Origin of the sequence: Cyclobacterium qasimii M12-11B (assembly GCF_000427295.1) — a bacterium.
Classification (GTDB): domain Bacteria; phylum Bacteroidota; class Bacteroidia; order Cytophagales; family Cyclobacteriaceae; genus Cyclobacterium; species Cyclobacterium qasimii.
The window spans coordinates 40,124-60,796 of record NZ_ATNM01000105.1 but is presented as its reverse complement, the minus strand read 5'-3'; the positions used below and the strand labels follow the sequence as shown (position 1 = coordinate 60,796).

The 20,673-nt window shown below is 39.8% G+C and carries 16 protein-coding genes and 2 pseudogenes; 15 read left to right on the top strand and 3 right to left on the bottom strand.

Annotated features, from left to right (window positions below):
* The 5 genes and pseudogenes from ADICYQ_RS11450 to ADICYQ_RS11430 form a co-directional block, all read left to right on the top strand.
* Positions 1–1,013: potassium channel family protein (locus ADICYQ_RS11450; RefSeq protein ID WP_040415888.1), on the top strand; the 1,013-nt coding region annotated here is incomplete at its 5' end.
* Between the two features lie 415 nt (positions 1,014–1,428).
* A complete protein-coding gene (locus tag ADICYQ_RS11445) occupies positions 1,429–1,938 on the top strand; it encodes a hypothetical protein (RefSeq protein WP_020892910.1) in 510 nt (169 codons plus the stop codon).
* A 288-nt stretch (positions 1,939–2,226) separates the two neighbouring features.
* Positions 2,227–3,887, top strand: a pseudogene (locus ADICYQ_RS11440) (ribulokinase).
* A gap of 383 nt (positions 3,888–4,270) precedes the next feature.
* Positions 4,271–4,852 carry a DUF4136 domain-containing protein gene (locus ADICYQ_RS11435; RefSeq protein ID WP_040415886.1) on the top strand — a complete coding sequence of 194 codons (582 nt, stop codon included), beginning with the start codon at positions 4,271–4,273 and terminating at the stop codon, positions 4,850–4,852.
* 141 nt (positions 4,853–4,993) lie between these two features.
* Positions 4,994–6,331 (top strand): DEAD/DEAH box helicase, encoded by a 1,338-nt coding sequence (locus ADICYQ_RS11430; RefSeq protein ID WP_020892906.1) that lies wholly within the window; start codon positions 4,994–4,996, stop codon positions 6,329–6,331.
* A 54-nt stretch (positions 6,332–6,385) separates the two neighbouring features.
* On the opposite strand, the gene ADICYQ_RS11425 is transcribed toward ADICYQ_RS11430, so the two are convergent.
* Complete coding sequence (locus ADICYQ_RS11425; protein WP_235114589.1) at positions 6,386–7,222, bottom strand: phytanoyl-CoA dioxygenase family protein; 837 nt, start codon at positions 7,220–7,222, stop codon at positions 6,386–6,388.
* 393 nt (positions 7,223–7,615) lie between these two features.
* Here ADICYQ_RS11425 and ADICYQ_RS25965 point away from each other — a divergent pair, with 393 nt between their 5' ends.
* The 3 genes from ADICYQ_RS25965 (at position 7,616) to ADICYQ_RS11410 (ending at position 11,185) form a co-directional block, all read left to right on the top strand.
* Positions 7,616–9,625: an alpha/beta hydrolase gene (locus ADICYQ_RS25965; protein ID WP_051160181.1), complete on the top strand. Its 2,010-nt coding sequence runs from the start codon at positions 7,616–7,618 to the stop codon at positions 9,623–9,625.
* Positions 9,626–10,245: 620 nt separating this feature from the next.
* Positions 10,246–10,467 (top strand): hypothetical protein, encoded by a 222-nt coding sequence (locus ADICYQ_RS11415; RefSeq protein WP_020892902.1) that lies wholly within the window; start codon positions 10,246–10,248, stop codon positions 10,465–10,467.
* A 64-nt stretch (positions 10,468–10,531) separates the two neighbouring features.
* Positions 10,532–11,185 carry a hypothetical protein gene (locus ADICYQ_RS11410; protein ID WP_020892901.1) on the top strand — a complete coding sequence of 218 codons (654 nt, stop codon included), beginning with the start codon at positions 10,532–10,534 and terminating at the stop codon, positions 11,183–11,185.
* A gap of 254 nt (positions 11,186–11,439) precedes the next feature.
* Here the strand turns inward: ADICYQ_RS11410 and ADICYQ_RS11405 are convergent, their stop codons facing one another.
* Positions 11,440–11,955, bottom strand: a complete 516-nt coding sequence (locus ADICYQ_RS11405) for an acyl-CoA thioesterase (protein ID WP_020892900.1) — start codon at positions 11,953–11,955, stop codon at positions 11,440–11,442.
* A 103-nt stretch (positions 11,956–12,058) separates the two neighbouring features.
* On the opposite strand from ADICYQ_RS11405, the gene ADICYQ_RS11400 reads away from it, so the two are divergent.
* Genes ADICYQ_RS11400 through ADICYQ_RS11390 form a run of 3 tightly spaced genes read left to right on the top strand, consistent with a single transcriptional unit; the run spans position 12,059 to position 15,256 of the window.
* The gene (locus ADICYQ_RS11400; protein ID WP_020892899.1) at positions 12,059–12,859 is read left to right on the top strand and encodes a universal stress protein; all 801 of its coding nucleotides are present in this window, start codon (positions 12,059–12,061) and stop codon (positions 12,857–12,859) included.
* A gap of 3 nt (positions 12,860–12,862) precedes the next feature.
* On the top strand, positions 12,863–13,840 hold the full coding sequence (locus tag ADICYQ_RS11395; RefSeq protein ID WP_020892898.1) for an NAD(P)H-quinone oxidoreductase: 978 nt from the start codon (positions 12,863–12,865) through the stop codon (positions 13,838–13,840).
* Between the two features lie 45 nt (positions 13,841–13,885).
* Positions 13,886–15,256 (top strand): amidohydrolase family protein, encoded by a 1,371-nt coding sequence (locus ADICYQ_RS11390; RefSeq protein ID WP_020892897.1) that lies wholly within the window; start codon positions 13,886–13,888, stop codon positions 15,254–15,256.
* Between the two features lie 46 nt (positions 15,257–15,302).
* Here the strand turns inward: ADICYQ_RS11390 and ADICYQ_RS11385 are convergent, their stop codons facing one another.
* On the bottom strand, positions 15,303–16,154 hold the full coding sequence (locus ADICYQ_RS11385; protein ID WP_020892896.1) for a sugar phosphate isomerase/epimerase family protein: 852 nt from the start codon (positions 16,152–16,154) through the stop codon (positions 15,303–15,305).
* A 156-nt stretch (positions 16,155–16,310) separates the two neighbouring features.
* Here ADICYQ_RS11385 and ADICYQ_RS11380 point away from each other — a divergent pair, with 156 nt between their 5' ends.
* The 4 genes and pseudogenes from ADICYQ_RS11380 to ADICYQ_RS11365 all read left to right on the top strand — a co-directional run bounded on the left by ADICYQ_RS11380 (position 16,311) and on the right by ADICYQ_RS11365 (position 20,660).
* A complete protein-coding gene (locus ADICYQ_RS11380) occupies positions 16,311–17,072 on the top strand; it encodes a creatininase family protein (protein ID WP_020892895.1) in 762 nt (253 codons plus the stop codon).
* A gap of 15 nt (positions 17,073–17,087) precedes the next feature.
* Positions 17,088–18,758 carry a M1 family metallopeptidase gene (locus ADICYQ_RS11375; RefSeq protein WP_020892894.1) on the top strand — a complete coding sequence of 557 codons (1,671 nt, stop codon included), beginning with the start codon at positions 17,088–17,090 and terminating at the stop codon, positions 18,756–18,758.
* Between the two features lie 69 nt (positions 18,759–18,827).
* A pseudogene (gene proC, locus ADICYQ_RS11370) lies at positions 18,828–19,622 on the top strand (pyrroline-5-carboxylate reductase); the annotation flags it as partial.
* A gap of 9 nt (positions 19,623–19,631) precedes the next feature.
* Complete coding sequence (locus ADICYQ_RS11365; RefSeq protein ID WP_040415892.1) at positions 19,632–20,660, top strand: alpha/beta hydrolase; 1,029 nt, start codon at positions 19,632–19,634, stop codon at positions 20,658–20,660.
* The last annotated feature ends 13 nt before the right edge of the window (positions 20,661–20,673 follow it).

Genomic DNA, 20,673 nt, shown 5'->3' with positions numbered 1-20,673 from the left:
CTACCTGCAATTTTGAGGCCTCGGAGGACATCCTCGGTCTGGCAGGTTGTAACAATGTATTGAGTCTGGGAAAAATGATGGGCACATCACTTTCAAGAAGGGCGAGTGTTGGCAAAGCCAACGCTATGATAATTGGCAAATTTGAAGAATTAAGCATAGCAGAAGCTACCGTTTCAGGGTCTATCTTGGTCGGCAAAAGCTTACGGGAAACCAAGCTCCGTGAGACTGTAGGTGTAAGTGTATTGGGTTTTTGGGTCAGAGGTGCGTTTCATACAGCTCGTCCTGATGAAATAATCACCGCTAACTCAGTATTGGTTTTGGCTGGAACTTCTGACCAAATCAAAGCGTACAACGCACTTTTTAGTATCCAAAAAGACACTACCTACCCGCTTCTAATCATCGGAGGAGGAAGAGTAGGAAGGGCCACTGGTGAAGCCCTTGAAGCAAGAAATTTAGAATATAAAATAGTTGAAAAACAAAAAGAAAGAATCAAATCCAATGGTAAATACATTTATGGGGATGCGGCAAACCTGGAGGTCCTTGTAGAAGCTGGAATCAATAATGCACCATGTGTAATAATCACTACTCACGATGATGACATCAATGCCTATCTCAGTATTTATTGCAGAAAATTAAGGCCTGACATTCAAATAATCACCAGGTCTACCAAGGAAAGAAATCTGGACACCATGCATAGAGCAGGAGCGGACTTTGTAATGTCCTATGCTTCAATGGGTGCAAACGCAATTTATAATTTATTGAAAAAAAGTGACATTCTAATGGTTGCCGAAGGACTTGATTTGATTAAAATACAGGTCCCTGATCAACTGATAGGTAAATCGATTGCCTCCTCATGTGTTCGTCAGGTTACAGGATGTACCATCATTGCATTGCAACAAAAAGGTAAGTTAATCTTAAACCCAGAGCCCAATTCCGTTTTAAATAAAGATGACGAAATCATACTTATAGGAACATCAGAAGCTGAAAATATTTTCTTTAAAAAATTTGGTTAAGGTTATCCTAAAACCACTAAAAACAGCTTTTTCTATTTAAGAAAATTCAAAATGGAAAGATGAGTACTCAAATAAAATCGAGTTATTCCAGTACTTAAATATCTACATAACATTGAAATGCACTGTGCAAAAGGGAAGATATTCTAACCTAAGAAATCCCCATTCTATCATTTTTGGAATTTTCATTGCCCTAAACTTGGTACAATGATGAAAGAAAAGTAGCTTAAAACGTATTAAAAGCTGAAAAATAAAGCTATATTCCCTAGCATCCATTTACAAAATATCACCCAATAAACCATTAAAATTGAATTTATTATGCGTATAATTGTAAATAAAAACATTACCATTTGAAATGTTGCTATTAAATCTACATATAAATCACCTTAAATAATTCTTTTAAGATTGATACCCGAACATGACCAACATTAAAAACTCTTTAGCACTCGCTTTCCTTCCTGGATATTTGTATTCAAGCAAATATGAGGACCAGATTCAAAAAAACAAGGATGATCGCAATCCTCCTGTAACTAAAAATCCTACAGAGGGAAGTGATCAAGAGTTAATAAAAAAATACCTTAAGGGGCTTCAGCTGGAAAGCTATGACTATATAAAGGAAATTATCCATCCTGAATTTAAATGCATCAATACGAATACAGATTCTATTCACAACAGTATTGAAGAGATTACCCACTGGAAATCAGAGCACAACCTCATGAACCACCTTTCGTTTAGTGAACCTAAACTTACCAGTATTCGTGTAAATCGTGGCATTTTAAAAGGAGATTGGACTTTGGTATGGACAGTATTTTCAGCTCTGGATAGCAAAACTTTAAAATCCATTTCTTACGAGTACCACATGGCCATCAAAACCGAGGAAAATAAGATTTTAGAAATTCAAACCTGGCATCAACTTGATGAGGATTAAAAACCCAAGCGTCATTTAAGAGAAAGTCTCCGTTTTTTATAGGTCCTGATGGGCCATTTTTGATTTTTTCCGTATATTTTTACATCAAACTCGAAATACGCATAAAGATTCATAACCCGTACTCAAATCTCAAGTAAATCATACCATTTGGAGAATGAAGCTTAGCATGGCTATGCTGATAGGACAAGTAGTACCGGTTGATTTATTTTGATATTTCAGCGCAACTTTGAAAAGTCACTGCCAATTTCAAGTTTATTTTCTCGCTTTTAACAATCCAAAATAATTAATATGGACAATTATGTATTGGGTATAGACTATGGAACGGATTCTGTCAGGTCCATTTTAGTCAATGCCCGTGATGGTGTCACCCTTGCCTCCGAAGTGTATAACTACCCACGCTGGAAAGCTGGGGAATATTGCGATCCAACAAAAAACCAATACAGGCAACATCCGAAAGATCACCTGGAGGGCCTAACGCATACTGTAAAAGCCGTAGTTCAAAAATCAGGCTTGGAAAAATCTCAAATAAAAGGATTGTGTGTAGACACTACTGGCTCCTCTCCCCTACCCGTAAATAAAGATGGCCAAGCATTGGCACTTTCTGAAAAGTTTTCGGAAAACCCCAATGCACAAATGATCTTATGGAAAGACCACACAGCCATTGCAGAAGCTGATGAAATCAATCACCTGGCCAGAACTTGGGGAGGTGAAGATTTTACTAAATATGAAGGGGGGATTTACTCCTCCGAATGGTTCTGGGCAAAAATTCTCCATATCATAAGGGAAGACCCTGAGGTGGCCGAAGCGGCTTATTCCTGGATGGAACATTGTGATTATTTGACTTATACACTTATTGGTGGAACTGACCCTGTAGCTTTTAAAAGAAGTAGGTGTGCTGCAGGTCATAAAGCCCTCTGGCATGAAAGCTGGGGAGGTCTTCCTGATGCTGAATTCCTGGAGAAATTAGATCCAAGGTTGGTGAAATTGAAAGAGCAACTTTACAAAGAAACCTATACATCTGATCAGGCAGCCGGATTATTATCCAAAGAATGGGCCTTAAAACTTGATTTGGATGAAGGAACTCCAGTGGCTGTGGGCACTTTTGATGCACATGCTGGAGCAATTGGAGGTGAAGTAGAAGAAGGTACGCTCGTAAAAGTCATGGGAACCTCTACCTGCGACATTATGGTTAGTTCTTATGAATCACTGGAAGAAAAACGGTAAAAGGAATTTGTGGTCAGGTGGATGGTTCGGTAATTCCTGGTAAAATAGGACTTGAGGCGGGACAATCCGCTTTTGGTGATGTTTTGGCCTGGTTTGTAAAGTTATTGCTCAAACCTGTAAGAAATACAATTAATGATTCTTCCCTTGATGAAGCTTTGAAAAATCAAACGATCGACCTATTAGAGGAGAATTTGATTTTGACACTTTCTAATGAAGCTGAAAAAATATCACCAGAATCCACCCAGGTATTAGCCTTGGACTGGATCAATGGAAGAAGGACTCCAGACGCCAATCAAAACCTCAAAGGCGCCATAAAAGGGCTAGATATGGGCTCAGACGCAGCGCATGTTTTTAAAGCCTTGGTAGAAAGTATCTGCTTTGGGTCTAAAAGAATAATTGAAAGGTTTAGACAAGAAGGTGTAACCATACAGCAAGTAATAGGACTCGGTGGAGTGGCTAAAAAATCAACCCTGGTCATGCAAACACTCGCAGACGTACTTGATATGCCTATCAAAGTAGCTAAATCAGAACAAGCTCCGGCATTGGGCGCTGCCATATACGCTGCTACTGCCGCAGGCATTTACCCTACTGTCACAGGTGCAATAGCAGCAATGGGGAATGGATTCGATAAAGTATACTATCCCAATCCTGCAAACGCCAAAATCTATAAAGCCAAATATGAGGAGTACCTTACTTTTGGTGATTTCATAGAAAATCAAAGCTGATAAATCACACTATTTCATTCAGCATTTATTTTAGAAGACTAAAAATGGCAGCCAGAATTGGCTGCCATTTTTAGTTTAACTCGATTTAGAGCGGAACAGGATTTTAGACTACACAGATTTAATTCCAATTTAAATCTCAGAAAGCCACTTTTTATAGTCCGTTAGTATTCAGTATCATAAGTTTATTCAATATTCAGTCAATAACTTGGATTTAATACTGAAATTCACTAACATTAATTCTATTATTAGTGAGAAAACCCTAAACAAAAATTTAATTCTGAAGTTTATTTTAAGATTACAATTTTATATTTTGACCAATTTATTGGAATTTATCTCGGAAATATTTTAGATTAAATTGCTTCACTTCTTCTCAGGAAAAATGTATGAAAAACTTCAACTACCTTATCTTTGTTTTACTGATAATAACTTCAGCCTGTTTGTCACAGAGAGATTTTATCGCAGAGTACGATTATAACTACAGGGGAACCTTTAAAAAATACAAAACCTTTGGATTTGTGGCAGAAGAAGGGAAAAACGAAAGAGATTTCACCGGAATCATTGAAAAATCAATTTCTTCCCGTTTGGGGTCTCAGGGATTTAGAGAAAGAGACAACAATCCCGACCTACTTATCATACACAAGCTCTACATGAGCGAGGTCCGATACAGAGGTTACAATCAACCAAATTTTGATTATTGGCTAAAAAAGCAAGGCATTGAACTTGTAGAAGAATCCGTTCTGGACAGCTTGGAAAGGCAAAAAAGAGGTGAAAATTACAATGCCATTAAATATACCCAAAACGACGGCATGCTTGTGGTATTGGTAATAGACCATAAAAAAGGAAATACAATTTGGCAAGGATATACTTCAGCCTACTTCGATTACAACTCCCCCAATATCCATATTGACTTGACCAGAGCTACCTACAAGGTAATGGACCAATTCAAAATCTTAACAAGAAACTAATAAATCAGGATAGACAAGGAGCTACCAAAACATACTTAAAACAATGACAATACAGCAACAAATTAAATTTGTTGCTGTATTGTCATTTTAATTCTTTGCATAAAACATCTTTGTCTCGCTACCTATCTGTATCTTTGCACCATGGAGACGAATAAGCAAACAAGTAAGGAGACTTTTTTAAATAGGCTTTCTTTAGACAGTTTCAATAAGATGCAATTGGAGTTCATGGAAAAAGCCAATGCTAACACCCCTTTAATGCTTTTGGCTCCAACAGGTTCAGGAAAAACCCTGGCATTCCTTATACCAATGGTGCAGCATTTGCAATCGGCAATTTCTGATTCAACTGCCCTAATAATCATACCTTCAAGAGAGTTGGCAATCCAAATTACAGAGGTCTTCAAGTCATTGAAGACTGACTTCCATGCATGCATTTGCTATGGTGGCCACTCCATGAGGACGGAAGAGAATAGGTTAATAGAAAAACCTCAGGTAGTAATAGGTACCCCAGGAAGATTGTCAGAGCATGCTCAAAAAGGCAACTTAAAGGGCCTAAACATCACCATGGTGATTCTTGACGAATTTGATAAATCCTTACAATTTGGTTTCCATGAACAACTAAGTGTTATTTTTGAAGGCCTTGGTGAAGAACAAAAATATTTCCTAACTTCTGCTACCGCACTTGAAAACATACCTGAATTTCTTCCTTTTAGGACTTATGAAAAGGTGAATTTCTTAAAGGATGACGAAGTCATGACTTTGCTCTTACAACTAGTCAGAACCTCAAGTGTAGAAAAAATAGACACTTTGATGCGGCTTGTTGCTGATTTTGGACAAGAAAGCACCTTGGTTTTTTGTAATCACCGGGACGCAGTAGATCGAATTAGCCTTCTCTTAACAGATTTTGGCTTCGAACATGCCGTTTTACATGGCGGAATGGAGCAAATCGACAGGGAAAAAAACCTGATCAAATTCAGAAGTGGTACGCACTCCTTGCTTATCGCCACCGACCTTGCTTCCAGAGGACTAGACATCCCTGAAATCAAGCATATCGTGCACTACCAGCTTCCACCAAAGAAGGATGCCTTTATTCATAGAAATGGAAGAACGGCCAGAATGATGGCTGAAGGACAAAGTTACCTGGTGCTTGCCAATGATGAGTCTTTGCCAGACTATGTAGACAGTAACCTGCCAGAATACGAACTTCGTCAGGACTTCAAAGTTCCTGAACCTTCCAATCTAACCTGTGTTTATATCAGCGTTGGTAAAAAGAACAAAATCAGTAAGGGCGATGTCGTTGGTTTTTTCACTAAAAAAGGCGCATTAAAAGGAAGTGATATAGGCAAGATCAGTATTCTTGACAATGCTACTTATGTAGCGATTCCTACAGATAAAGTAGACGAGCTATTTGCCAACACTGCTGGAGAAAACTTAAAAACTAAAAGTCAAAATGGAAGTGGCCAACTAGCACTTGGTTTTTAATTGACCAGATTGTTCCATTTCCATCTGGTCAATTCTATTGTTTCCCTCAGCTCATTATACATTACTCCCAGCCTGTTTTTTCAAAGCAGGGTCATTTTCCTTCTTGAGAAAATCTGCATTTGAAAGAGAATCAGCCTTCCAATTCAAAATGGCTTCGTCAGGAATCGGTACTATAGCTTCTCTCCAAGCGGTAGAAGTTTCGCTGTAAGCAATATTGGATTGAGAATTAAAACAGGATATAATCGACCATCTTGGAGAATCCGAAAGGTTGGCTGCTGATCTGTGCAACAAGTTGCTATGGAAAAACAAGGCATCACCTGGATCTATCTCACAGTACACAAGTTCCATGGTTTTCAAGGCATTTTCCACCATTACCATATCCGCACCTACCTGTTCTCCAGCAAACCCATGATTTACCCTTCCAAGCTTATGAGACCCTTTAATCACTTGCAAACAGCCATTTTGTTTGTTTGCTTCTGTTAATGCCACCATCACACTGATCAATTGGTCGGGAAACATAAATTGGTTTTTGTACCAGTAACCGTAATCCTGATGCCATTCCCATGCTCCGCCTACTTTGGGCTCCTTCTGCATCAGTTTGGAATGAAAGTGGCAAACAGGCGCCTCCCCTTCGAGCAAATGCCCCACAGAAGTCACCATTTTTTCACTCCTGGTCAAATAACCAAAAACGTCATTCCCAGGCTTAAACCACAAGGAAAGCTTGGTCTTCTTTCCAGACTGATCATTTAGATCCATGGCGTTTTTTCCCATCGCCTCATCCTCTATAGCTACTTTATAAAGTTTATTGGTTTCTTCTGTGCTACAAAAACCCTTTACAAGTACATAGCCATCTTTGTGGTATTGCGCAATTTGTTCTTCGTTCAATTTCATATTCATACAAACAAAACATTGTTAAAAGAAGTGTAATCATTTTATGATAAAAACTGGCCTAATTCAACATCCCAATCCTTATAATGGAAGACCAAATCCATCCAACTTCTGTTTATACTAAAGACACAATAACCAATCAGAGATGCACCTTATAGCTCATATTGCCATCCTATCATAAATAGACAAAACCTTATTCAATATCTAGTATATTCCCCTTAAAATCAAATCGAAGCGTATTTATATTTTCATCATTTGCTTAATAGCGCAATGGCTACAATAAAACTTCTTTTGATCCCTTTGCTACTTTTAATTGTCGTACCATGACAGTATTGAGAAAGTATTGGCTTTAAAAAATTGCAATTGTTATCTTACTATCTCATTGAATTCTCAAAAATGAAATATTTAATCCTGATCCCCATCAGCTTACTATTATTATGCACCTCAGCATGCAAAGAAGAGGCGCCAAAAGCCGTAAAAGAGACGGCTCATAATAATATCATGCATTACCTAAATCAGGAAGCCGAAAGCCTATCGAACGGTTTCTCTTCAAGATCCTCTTCATTAACGGACTGGGATTCAATTCGACCTGTGAGATACGATCAATTTATAGAAATGATGGGTTTCAGCATGGACGAGGAAAGAGATCCTCCGAAGATTTACCCTAGTGGCACCCTACAGCAAAAAGGCTTTCGTATTGAAAAATTTTATTACGAGTCTCTTCCTGATCTTTTTGTACCTGCAAATCTCTATGTCCCTGACAATATAAAAAAACCACGTGCTGCCGTAATTTATCTTTCAGGACATTCTCATGGTCAAAAAGTAAATTATCAGGCCCATGCAAGAAGATTGGCCGAGCTGGGTTTTGTCACTTTGATTTTTGACACCATTCAATTCGGTGAGGTTTGGGGAAATCATTGGGGAGCTTACAACAAGGGGTGGTTCAATTGGTACTCTAGAGGCTATAATCCTGCAGCTGTAGAGTTATGGAATGCCATCAGGGGCCTGGACTATCTGGCAACGCGTGCTGATGTAGACATGGAAAACATTGGTGCAACAGGAATATCCGGTGGTGGTTCCCAAAGCTGGTATTTTGCTGCAGCAGATCCAAGAGTAAAAGCCACAGCACCCGTTTGTGGAGCAGGGACAATGGATTCCCAAGTGGGGGAAAGAAGGATTGACGGGCATTGCGATTGCATGATGATCAACAATGGTTTTCAAATAGATTTTACCGATATCGGCGCATTAATAGCACCAAGACCCTTGCTTATCGCACAGTCTGACCGGGACGAACTCTATGGGATTGAGTCAACACATCAGTTTTACAAGACTTTATCAAAATTCTACGGTGAATTTGATTCGGAAAAAAATGTTTCTTTGGTGGAAACGCCCGGAGGTCATTCCTACCATCCCGTTTCCAGAAAGGCCATCTTCTCCTTTTTTCTTCAACACCTTATGGATAAAAAAGTAGCGTCTGAAACTATAGCGGATATAGAAACCAATGCTGAAAATTTACTGCCTGCGGATAGCCTGAATGTATACAATGGCACGCCTCCGGAAACTGACCTTACCAAAACCATACAGAATTCTTTCATCAAAACAGCTGAGCCACCAATAATAAACAGCCGTGAAGCACTCAATGCCCATCAAAACAAAGTTAAAGACTACCTTAAATCCAGAACCTTTGGGGCATTTCCTGATTCAGCGATGGCTTTTGATGGCGAAATGATATACAGAACAGCAGATTTATCCAAATTCGGCAATAATACCTACAGTTTCAACAGTGAAAAGGGCTGGCGACTCAAAGTGAATATATTTTACAGGCAGCCTCAAGATAAAAAATCTCCACTCCTTCTAGTCCTAAGAAGCCCCGGAGAAGAAAGATGGGAAAGTGAAGGTTATGCCAATAAGCTGGCCGAAAATCACAACATCGCCTACTTAGAAGTCAGAGGTGTTGGTGAAGTCGGATGGGCGCCAGAACTCGATTGGCATGTCAGAAGATCCGCTGCCTGGATTGGTAGAACGCCTGCTTCAATGCAAATATATGACGCCATGAGAGCCCTGGAATTTTGCAGGACTTTGCCAGAAGTAGACCCTACAAAAATCAGTATTGCAGGAAGAGATGGCATGGCAGCCATAGCCATGTATGCGGCCATGATGGATGAGAAATGTGAAAACATGTACCTGTCAAACCCACCCGAGACACACGATCAACCGAGTCCAAAAAATGGAAGAGATTTCGCATTGGAGTTACTGAATGTACTTCGAATTACAGATACTTATCAGATCCCTGCTTTATCCTATCCTACAAAAACCTACTTCTCAGGTGAAATTCCCCCTGCTTATGCCTGGTCGGACAGTGTTCTTCACAGGGCTGTAAATGACCAATTGTACATAGTTAATTAACCCGAAATAGACAATAAACCTTCTATCACTTGCCAAGCTCACGATAATAAATAGCTAATAAACGTCACCCATTAATGCCTTAATATTATCTCTAACTATATAAGGGCTTTAAGTATTCCTAAGGAATTGAAAGATGCGGTTAATTCCTACCATTTTACTAGCCCCAATGGGGCGAAATATCAAAGTCAGGGGTGTCAGCCCTTGGTAGAAAACATCGAGAAGAATCCGATTTTGGCGGTATTGTTGCTTTTTCTTTCAGCAACACTGCTGACAAAATCTCAAGCTTAGTTAACTCCAAATACTACTTTTTCCAACCTCTTCGGACACGGGCTAAATCAAAACACATTTGGCATACACCAATATACATTGATTATTTATTTTGTTTTTTATTAAAAATATTTAATTTTATAAGGCAAAAATCAATACCACCTACGATGACTCGTGTATTATTTATTCTTTTTTCTACAAAAGGAATAAAGGGATTTCTACCAGTTCAGTAATCGTCAATAATTGCTTTGTTCAAATTATTACGGTCCGGTCACCTACCTATTGGGCCAAGCAGCTATTGTACCAACTACAAAAAGCCATTATCAACTTCGGGTTTTATAACTAAGTGAACCATGAAAAAAGCACTAAGAGGTTCCAGTTTTTTATTCTACTTTCTCACAATAATCGTGTTTTTCATTTTGGGAGGTCTTTTCTCAAAATACATGGGTGTAGGCAAAAATCAAGGACTTGCTGGCGGAGCCATTGTCCTTGGAAATGCCCTTATGTATGCTATTGGAGCTTTAATAATAGCGATAATACTAGCAGGTAGATTAAAACAAAATCATCGTTTATAGCAACTTCCTACTATTCATTGTATTGTCAATTTTAATGTTTCTTGGGTACCTGAGACATTTAGAGATGGAGAAAAATAAAGTTCCTGCGCAACAAAAGCAAATTACGCCAAAACCCACCATCCCGGTCCAGCCCGTCCATACTATTCAATTTGAAAATGAAATGGGACAGGGGTTCTTTAGTCCAAATTTTACGGAAAATGACAAATTGTATTTTTATACCCCATCAGATCCCGATGCGTGGAATGGCATTGGAGAAGCTATAGACAGTTTGGTTTTTATTAAAACCCAACATGGACATTACGATATCCAATATGCACCCCCTTACTTTTTCCCAGAAATATCAAAACTAGATTATGATCGGTTGTTGATAAAAGTACTTACTTCCGGTAAGTTTATGCTAGAAGTGGAAATCAATCGAAAAACTGGTCAAACCGTTCTGATCGACAAATTTAGTGGCGACCTGATTTACTGGCCTGAATTCATCCTTAACATCAATAGCGTGGAAATCCTTGAGGAGTACCCACAGAAAATAAGGATAAAACCATTGGACAACGCTTCGGAAAATGTCAAAGCCTATGAATTCCTTCAACCGATCGCCGTTCGGGGAGATTGGCTTAAAGTAAACCTGACAGACAGTAACTTTGCTACTTTGGACCAAGGATGGATTAAATGGAAATCAGGCGACAGGCTAATTATCCGTTACAGTTTATTCAGTTAAACCTTATATTGAAATAGGAAATAGACCTTATGTTCCCTATTGAAGGTTATCAATCCTATTTCTAATTTCCATCTAACCCTATAGTGACTTACAGTTATCACAAGGAATTGAAGGGTTTAATTGATTCCTGACATTCCAATAGCCCCATTGGGCAAAATAACAAAACCAAGAGTGTAAGCTCCTGGTTAAGTGGTTAACGATAAATATTTCCGGTGGTATTGTGGCCTTTTTACTGCAACAAAATCACGACCTCTTTAAGGTTTTAAAAGGTTTGTTTTGATATCTTTAATTCTAGATTTGAATGTAGTTTCATTCATATCCACCTCATCAGTAGTTGCCAATAAAAAATCTTTGACAGCGCCTGAATGGTCCAAGGATTTACCCTGTTTCATGTCTACATAGCGCATAGTGGTCCACATCAATGTTTTTAGCTCCTCCTTATTGTCATCCGTCATGTAATACTCAACGATCACCGTATGATGGTCATGCCATATTACCCTGCTCATTATCCTGATCCACTCGCCTACACGCGCTGGCCTGATATAGGAAATGTTGTGGTTGTAAACCACCCATGCAGCCTGGTATTTCCGGATAAAATCCATCATCTCCACACCATATAGTTTAGGAACCTGATCCTCCCTGGCATTGAAAAAATAATCGAAATACTTCGCATTATTGAGATGCTGTAAAGGATCACAATCCTGAAACCTAATGACCACTCTACTTTCAGTTTCCTTTGGATAGTGTTTGTCTTTATTATATTCGAACATAATTTTTTAAGTTTGATGCTTCTATCACACAAAGATATATGATTTAAATCATTGTGTAAATTAGATTAATATTCATTAACTTAATGGAAACTATAAGCTCACTATGAAGATCCTTGTTCCAACTGATTTCTCAGAAAATGCAGACAATGCACTGGCATTTGCTGTGGCCTATGCCCACCAACAATGTTCTTCCATCACGTTAATCTTCTCCTATTTTGCCGTCTATGACTTTGCAGCCGAAGCTGTTAGAATGGCTCAAACAATCGAAAATAATGCCAAATCTGAATTAAAGAGAATAAAAGAAAAAATAGGAGATGCCGTAGACATTGATTTCAAAATTATCCAAGGAACGGTCTCCACTGCCATTTTCACTACTGCCAATAACGGTGATTATGATCTTATCATCATGGGTACTCAGGGCGCTAGTGGGATTAAGAAAAATCTTATAGGCTCAAATACTGCCACAGTTATCAAGGAAAGTGCAATACCTGTTATAGCCGTACCATTTTGTTCTTCTTTCGAAAGCATAAAAAACATCAAAGTAGCCGTTGATTTGAAAAATGAAAAGGAAGGTATTTTTAAAAAACTGATTACTCTTACAGAAACATGGAACTTGCCCTATAAAATTATTCATGTTGAAAATAAGCCGGATTTCAATAAAAACATCATTTTTAAAGGTTTGGAAGCCTATCTAAATGAGAATTTCCCAGACAGTGAGTTTAGTTTTGAAAAACTTCAAGAAGTAAATACAGATAAAGGGTTAGAAAATTATATCAAGAATAAGTCAGATAGCTTACTGGTCATGTTTTCCAAGGACAGAGGCTTTCTCGATTTTATTTTCAAACATAGCCACAGTGCGAAAATGGTTTACCACACACATATTCCACTTTTGGTCATCAAATAGATTATGAAAGCAGTAGTTATCACACAACCTGGAGGACCTGAGGTTTTAAAAATCACAGTAAGGGATATACCAGAAATTGGACAAGATGAAATTTTAATAAAAGTAAGGGCAGCCGGGATCAACAGGCCTGATATAGCGCAGCGGCAAGGAAATTATCCTGCCCCTGAAGGTGCATCAAAGGATATCCCAGGACTGGAAGTATCAGGCTGGGTGGCTGGATTTGGCGAAAATGTAAAGACTTGGGAAATCGGGGACGAAATATGCGCTTTGATAAGTGGGGGTGGTTATGCGGAATATGCATCTGCCCCACAGGAGCAATGTTTGACTATTCCTGAGGGGCTTAGTCTAGAAGAAGCAGCTTCCCTTCCAGAAACCTTTTTTACGGTTTGGAACAATGTTTTTGAAATTGGCAAATTCAAAAAAGATGAAACCGTCCTCATCCATGGAGGAAGCAGTGGTATTGGAGTCGCCGCCATACAAATGATCACAGCCATGAATGGTCAAGCAGTAGTTACCGCAGGTTCTGCAGAAAAATGTGAAACCTGCCTTGAACTGGGTGCCAGTCTGGCGATCAATTACAAGGAACAAGACTTCGAAATAGCCATCAAAGAAGCCCTTGGCACAAAAGGAATAGATATAATTCTGGACATGGTCGGTGGAGAATACACCCTCAAAAACCTTCGCCTATTGAACCGGAAAGGGCGGTTAGTCATGATCAATGCCATGAAGAACAAAATTGGGGAAGTAGATTTACTTCGAATAATGACCAGGGAACTGGTACTCACAGGATCTACCCTTAGGCCTCAGTCGAAGGAATACAAAGGACATATCGCTACCCAATTAATGGCGAGAATTTGGCCTTTATTTCCAGATAAAATCAAACCTGTTATTCACACAGCTTTCCCACTAGAAGAGGCATCCGAGGCACACAAACTACTAGAGAGTTCCAAGCATATCGGTAAAATTTTACTGTTGGTATAAATTAAACCAGAAATATATCCGCTAACCAGAAAACGATAGCATTTCATGAAAAATCATTTGCTTAACCTTTTACTGATAATAACCATTTTCGGTTGTACTACTAAAAAAGAAAGCCAGGTTTTAACGGCTGATCAGATCGTTTTTAAGGAAGTAAATATAGTAGATGTCAGATCGGGAGCCATCACTCCTGCTCATGTCATCATTAATGGAAAAGAAATTGAGCAGATACTCTCCCTGGAGGAAGAAGTGGATTTTGCCCAGGCCACAGTAATAGAAGGCAAAGGAAATTATCTACTTCCAGGATTAGCAGAAATGCATGCCCACATTCCAGACAAACCATGGGATGATCCCTTGGTGCAAGAAACCCTGTTCTTGTACCTTTCCAATGGGGTCACCACCATTAGAGGCATGCTTGGAAATGATGTTCACCTTCCTTTAAGAGAGAAAGCAGCAAACCAGGAAATTCTATCTCCAAGAATCTTTACTTCCAGCCCTTCATTAAATGGGAATACCGTACCTACTCCGGAGGAAGCACGCAAAAAGGTCAGAAACTATGCAAAAGCAGGTTACGATTTTCTAAAACTCCATCCGGGTATCAGAAAACATGTATTTGATACCATTGTGGTGGCCTCGATGGAATATGGGATACCCTTTGCTGGACATGTTTCCAATTTGGTCAGGGTCAGACATGCATTGACCAATTCCTATCAAACAATTGATCATGTCGACGGATTTATTGAAGGTTTGGTTCCAGAATCAGCAGGCGTTAACCCTACGGAAAATGGTTTCTTTGGCTATAACTTTACAGAATTAGCCGACCCAAATACAATCCCTGAATTGGTAGCTTTAAGCAAAAAAAACAAGGTATGGGTAGTCCCTACACAGTCTCTTTTTGAGCGTTGGTTCTCCCCAATTCCGGCTGAAGAATTGGTTTCCCAGGAAGAAATGCAATACATGAGCCCCGAAACCAGGGAGAAATGGGTGAACAGTAAAAATAACCTGACCAAAGCTGACAATTTCGATGAGGCAAAATGGAAGCAATTCAATCAATTACGGTATCAATTGATCAAAGCCTTGCACGAGGATGGTCAGGGTTTGCTTCTGGGCTCCGATGCTCCTCAGGTCTTTAATGTTCCTGGATTTTCAATCCACCATGAAATGCAAGGAATGCTAACTGCTGGCTTGAGGCCACTAGAAATACTACAAACGGGAACAATTAACCCAGCCCTATTTTTTGACGGGAACTTCGGTGAAATAGAAGAAGGAAAGGAAGCGGATTTGATTCTGCTTAAGGAAAACCCGCTGGATGATCTGACTAACTTAAAGAAGCCACTAGGAGTAATGGCCAGAGGGCAGTGGATTGATGAAAAAACGATTAAAGAAACACTTAAGGAAATTGCAAAAAAATACGAGTAGCCCTACTATAGTTGAGCTACCCGTGTTTTTTAATGGCAATTCATTTTCAGCCTAAGGCATCCACTACGCCTCTGTAATAACCTACCGATTCAGCAATACCGGCCATTGGAGCTTTCATGTCTTTTTCATATTCCATGGCTAAATGTCCTTCATAATTGGTTTTTGCAAGCATTTTCACCACTGCAGGAATATCGATAACGCCTCTTCCAAGCTCAACTGTTTTGCCATCAGCCTCTGCCTTAGAAACATTTTTCAGGTGCAAATCAAAGATGCGGCTTTTGTATTTTTTAATGTCTGCTACAGGATCATGTCCATCACGCATATTGTGTCCAATATCAAAACACATCCCGATTCGTTCATCCAAATCTTTAATATGGCTCATGATAACGGTGGCATTTGGATACAATTTATCTTCAGGACCATGATTATGTATGGCAAACCTAATATTGTATTCTTTTACTTTGCCATCTAGGTAAGGTAAATCTTCTATACTTGGAATGCCTACAATCATGTCTACACCAACCTTTTTGGCATAATCGAATGCTATGTCTAAGGCCTCTTGCGTTTTAGAATAGATAGGACCTACCGCATAACCTTTAATGTCCGCATCTGCCAAGCGCTTGTGAAAGGAGGCAATTTCTGCATCCGTACTATCCAAAGGCAAATGAAAATCCTTGATACAAAGGTAGTTTACATCTACTTTTTGTATCATTTTTATGGTTTCATCAAGATCGAAATTTTTAAAAGTATAACCCGCAAATGCCAATTTAAGGTCTGCTGGTTTGGCAAAAGGCAGGGTTTCAGCTTTCAGGTTGGATCCAGCCAAAACTACCCCTCCAACTGTTCCTAAGATACTTTTTTTAACAAAGTCTCTTCTATTGTTTTTTGTTTGTGACATGATAAGATGGTTTATTTTATTCTATTGTTTATTGTCAGCGTTACATTTTATACCCGCAATATAAAGGGAACTAAGGAATTTTAGGGATGGGAATTCTAAAAATTTATGGTTTATTTACATTTTTAGAAAATATGCCTCATCCAAAACATTTTATCAATGAGACCTTACATCCTGGCTGAAACGAACTGGAAAGCACTTAAAGAAGAAAAAATTGAGTTGGCAGTATTGCCTTGGGGAGCTACTGAAGCCCATAATTACCACCTTCCCTATGGGACAGATGTCTATGAAGCAGATGCGTTTGGAGCTGCTGCCGGTAAGATAGCCTGGGAAGCCGGGGCGAAAGTGATGATACTGCCTACCATACCTTTTGGTGTAAACACGGGCCAATCGGACATCTACTTGGACATGAACCTAAACCCAAGCACTCAATTGGCCATTTTGAAAGACTTAATAACGGTTTTACATCGACAAGGAATTCCTAAACTGCTAATTTTAAACAGTCATGGTGGCAATGATTTTAAAACCATGCTGAGAGAAATAGGCTTGTTATTTCCTGATATGTTCTTCAGCACCTGCAATTGGTTTCAAGCCATGGACAAGCCTCAATATTTTGAGCATATGGGAGACCATGCTGACGAAATGGAAACCAGTCTTATCATGCACCTTCACAGTCATTTGGTTCTACCTCTAGATGAAGCTGGGGAGGGTAAAGACAAGAAATCAAAAGTCAAAGCTATTCGTGAAGGCTGGGCTTGGGCTGAAAGAAGATGGTCCATGGTCACCGAAGATACTGGAATCGGAAACCCTAAAGCTTCTACAGCTGAAAAAGGCGAACGCTTCCTAAAGGATACCAGTCAAAAAATCGCAGAGTTGATGATTGAGTTGGTAAATTTGGATGTTAATGACAGGTATGAATAAATCCTATAACAGTTAATGAAAAAACCTTTGCAAAAAATAACCTTTGCCCTGACGCTTCTTTTTTTCACCCTATTAGCTATGTCCTCGGGCATGGCCCAACATTCAGGACATACTTATTCCAGACAGGATAGCTTGCGTGGAAGCATTACCCCTGAAAGGGAATGGTGGGACCTGATTTATTACCATCTCGACATCGAGGTCAATCCCAAACAAAAATCCATTGAAGGAAGCAATACCATATATTACAAGGTATTGAAGCCTGGGAAAACAATGCAAATTGATTTGCAACAGCCAATGAAAATTAAGGGTTTTTCCCAAAATGGAAAGTCTTTGGATTTTAAAAAGGATGGCAATGCCTATTTTGTCACCCTTGTAGAGCATCAAAAGGAAGGTGATTTACATTTCCTGGAGGTTACCTACAGCGGCACCCCAAAAATAAGTCCCAACCCTCCCTGGACTGGTGGTTTAACCTGGGAAAAAGATGAGAAAGGAAAACCCTTTATCGCAAATTCCAATCAAGGGGATGGAGCTAGTCTCTGGTGGCCATGTAAGGACCACATGTACGACGAACCTGATAGCATGCTGATCAGTGTAAAAGTGCCCGATCCGCTTATGAACGTATCCAATGGCAGGCTTCGTGAAATAGAAAAACACCAGGACAAGAAAAGCACTTACCACTGGTTTGTAAGCAATCCAATAGCCAATTATGGGGTAAACCTGAGCATAGCAGATTATGCGCATTTTTCAGAAATGTATCAGGGTGAAAAAGGGCGATTGAGCCTGGACTATTATGTACTAAAGGAAAACCTCGAAAAAGCCAAGGTGCAATTTAGGGATGCACCCCGACTGATGCGGGCTTTCGAACATTGGTTTGGCCCCTACCCTTTTTATGAGGATGGTTTTAAGCTAATCGAAGTGCCTTATCTTGGCATGGAACACCAGTCGGCTGTCACCTATGGCAATGGCTATGCCAATGGGTACAATGGCAAGGATTTTAGTGAAACAGGCTGGGGACTTACCTTTGACTATATCATCATACATGAAGCAGGACATGAGTGGTTTGCCAATAACATTACCTATAAAGACATTGCTGACATGTGGATTCATGAAAGTTTCACCACTTATTCGGAAAGTCTTTTCCTAGACTATCACTATGGAGTTATTGCCGGAAATCAATACCTTCAAGGGGCTAGGAATATCATAAGAAACGATGGCCCCATTATTGGGGATTATGATGTAAATCAGCGGGGTTCCGGCGACATGTATTTCAAAGGAGCCAATATCCTCCATACCCTTCGACAATGGATTGACAATGATGAAAAATGGAGAGGAATTTTACGAAAAATGAACCAGGTTTTTTACCATCAAACGGTAACTACAGTTGATATAGAAACCTTTTTGGCTGAGGAGATAGGCTTTCAACTCCATTCTTTCTTTGACCAGTACCTTCGAACGGAAAAGGTGCCGATTTTTCAATATTACTGGAAGGATAACAAATTGTATTACCGATGGGAAAATACCGTTGCCAATTTTGCCATGCCGCTTAAAATCAATCAAAAAGAAAAGGCGCATTGGATTGATCCGGAAAGTGACTGGAAAAGCACTGATAAGTTAGAAGCTAAATCCTCCATTGAAGTAGACCCGAATTTTTACATTTACACACAACAAATCCAAGCCATCAAATAAATTGGCATTCCAGAAATCTCATAAATTATGAGTAAATTTAGAGCTGGATTTTAAATAAGGATTATATAAATGGACAATAATACAAAAATAGCCATCATCGGTTGCGGAAACCTGGGGCTATCTATAGCTAACGGCTTATTGAGTACAGATGGGTTTGATGGAAAAAGGTTAATCGTCACTAAAAGGCATCCGGAAAGTTTATTCTATCTGGAATCCCAGGGAGTCACCGTATTGGCAGACAATAAGGAGGCTGTAAAAGATGCCGACTTCGTTATCCTGGGTTTAAAACCCTATAATATTCAACCTGTACTGCAGGAAATAAAACCATTATTAAAGAAAGACAAGCAAGTAATCGCCTCCCTGGCTGCAGGAGTCACCCTTCAGACAATCAAGGAAGAACTTGAACCAGGCACCACCGTGTTCAGGGTAATGCCCAATATTGCAGCAGATATTAAAGAATCCATTACCTGTATTTGCGGTGATGGATTTGACCAGAAAACTGAAGATGCGGTCATAGCCATCTTCAACAGTGTAGGCATTAGCATCACCATAGAAGAACACCTGATGGAAGCGGCCACTGTATTGGGGGCTTGCGGTACTGCTTTTGTCTTGCGCTTTATGCGTGCCATGACACAGGGAGGGATCCAAATAGGCTTTGATGCCAAAACAGCCAATAAAATTGTGACGCAGACCGTAAAAGGTGCTGCTGAATTGATTATTCAGAAAGGCATTCACCCTGAAGCAGCCATCGATAAGGTAACGACGCCAAAAGGCTCTACCATTAAGGGCTTAAATGAAATGGAGCACCATGGCTTCAGTTCTGCCATGGTACGAGGAGTAGTCGCCTCATACGAAGACATCAAAAATAAAATCATGAAAAGAATCCTTCCCTGGCTGATGGGTTCAGCCATCTTTATTGTCATCTTTTATATGCTCGGACCAAAAGAAAGCATTCAGGACCTATCCGGTACTTATCCTGAAGTGCCATCAAATCTCACTGAACTGGAAGCCTATATAAAGCAGGGTGAAGACTCTGTGCAAGGCCTGAAACCTAATAATGAAGCCCGAATTGTCTGGGCTGACCCTGAGAAAAAGGAGAAAACCCCTTACAGTATTCTCTACGTACACGGTTTTGGTGCAAGCCAGATGGAAGGTGATCCTGTGCATCAGCAATTGGCCAAACATTTTGGTGCCAACCTCTACCTTGCCAGACTACCGGAGCACGGCATAGAGCGAGCAAATGCCTTTGAACACCTGGATGCCAAAAGCCTGGTGGAAGGTGCAAGAAGGGCTTATATGATCAGCAGGCAATTGGGCGATAGCGTGATTGTAGTAGGAACCTCTATGGGTGGCGCTTTGTCATTGATTCTGGCTGAGGAAAGGCCTGAAATTCATTCGCTGGTATTGTACTCTCCATGCATCGCGATCTATGAGGATCGGCTGGATCCCTTGTTTCAGCCTTGGATGAAGCAGTTGATGAAGATGACCATGACCAATAAAGATGGTGTGCAAGTGGTAGAAAGAGATGCCGAAGAAGGAAAGTATTGGGCAAGAAAACTGCACATCAATGCCTATACAAGTCTGGCTGTGCTGCTAAAAAGTAAGATGAACAAGGAAACCTTTGAAAAAGTCAAACAACCGCTGTTTCTGGCCTATTACTATAAAAATGAGGAAGAGCAGGACAAGGTGGTATCAGTTCCTGCCATGCTGGACATGTATGCCAGTGTAAGTACCCCTGAGGACAAAAAGCGGAAAGTAGCTTTCCCTGAGGCCGGTGACCATGTGATCGCTTCAAGTTTGAAAACGGAAAGTTGGGACGAGGTACTACAGGAAAGCATAAAGTTTCTGGAAGAGGTAGTTCAACTGAGCCCGGTAGATAGTGTGGATGTGTTGGAGAAGTAAATTTTAAGAATGG

Excerpts from the sequence above, each read along its gene's own strand:
- ADICYQ_RS11445 (WP_020892910.1), top strand. The coding sequence starts at position 1,429 with ATGACCAACATTAAAAACTCTTTAGCACTCGCTTTCCTTCCTGGATAT.
- ADICYQ_RS11435 (WP_040415886.1), top strand. The coding sequence starts at position 4,271 with ATGAAAAACTTCAACTACCTTATCTTTGTTTTACTGATAATAACTTCA.
- ADICYQ_RS11430 (WP_020892906.1), top strand. The coding sequence starts at position 4,994 with ATGGAGACGAATAAGCAAACAAGTAAGGAGACTTTTTTAAATAGGCTT.
- ADICYQ_RS11425 (WP_235114589.1), bottom strand. The coding sequence starts at position 7,222 with ATGAAATTGAACGAAGAACAAATTGCGCAATACCACAAAGATGGCTAT.
- ADICYQ_RS25965 (WP_051160181.1), top strand. The coding sequence starts at position 7,616 with ATGAAATATTTAATCCTGATCCCCATCAGCTTACTATTATTATGCACC.
- ADICYQ_RS11415 (WP_020892902.1), top strand. The coding sequence starts at position 10,246 with ATGAAAAAAGCACTAAGAGGTTCCAGTTTTTTATTCTACTTTCTCACA.
- ADICYQ_RS11410 (WP_020892901.1), top strand. The coding sequence starts at position 10,532 with ATGGAGAAAAATAAAGTTCCTGCGCAACAAAAGCAAATTACGCCAAAA.
- ADICYQ_RS11405 (WP_020892900.1), bottom strand. The coding sequence starts at position 11,955 with ATGTTCGAATATAATAAAGACAAACACTATCCAAAGGAAACTGAAAGT.
- ADICYQ_RS11400 (WP_020892899.1), top strand. The coding sequence starts at position 12,059 with ATGAAGATCCTTGTTCCAACTGATTTCTCAGAAAATGCAGACAATGCA.
- ADICYQ_RS11395 (WP_020892898.1), top strand. The coding sequence starts at position 12,863 with ATGAAAGCAGTAGTTATCACACAACCTGGAGGACCTGAGGTTTTAAAA.
- ADICYQ_RS11390 (WP_020892897.1), top strand. The coding sequence starts at position 13,886 with ATGAAAAATCATTTGCTTAACCTTTTACTGATAATAACCATTTTCGGT.
- ADICYQ_RS11385 (WP_020892896.1), bottom strand. The coding sequence starts at position 16,154 with ATGTCACAAACAAAAAACAATAGAAGAGACTTTGTTAAAAAAAGTATC.
- ADICYQ_RS11380 (WP_020892895.1), top strand. The coding sequence starts at position 16,311 with ATGAGACCTTACATCCTGGCTGAAACGAACTGGAAAGCACTTAAAGAA.
- ADICYQ_RS11375 (WP_020892894.1), top strand. The coding sequence starts at position 17,088 with ATGAAAAAACCTTTGCAAAAAATAACCTTTGCCCTGACGCTTCTTTTT.
- ADICYQ_RS11365 (WP_040415892.1), top strand. The coding sequence starts at position 19,632 with ATGAAAAGAATCCTTCCCTGGCTGATGGGTTCAGCCATCTTTATTGTC.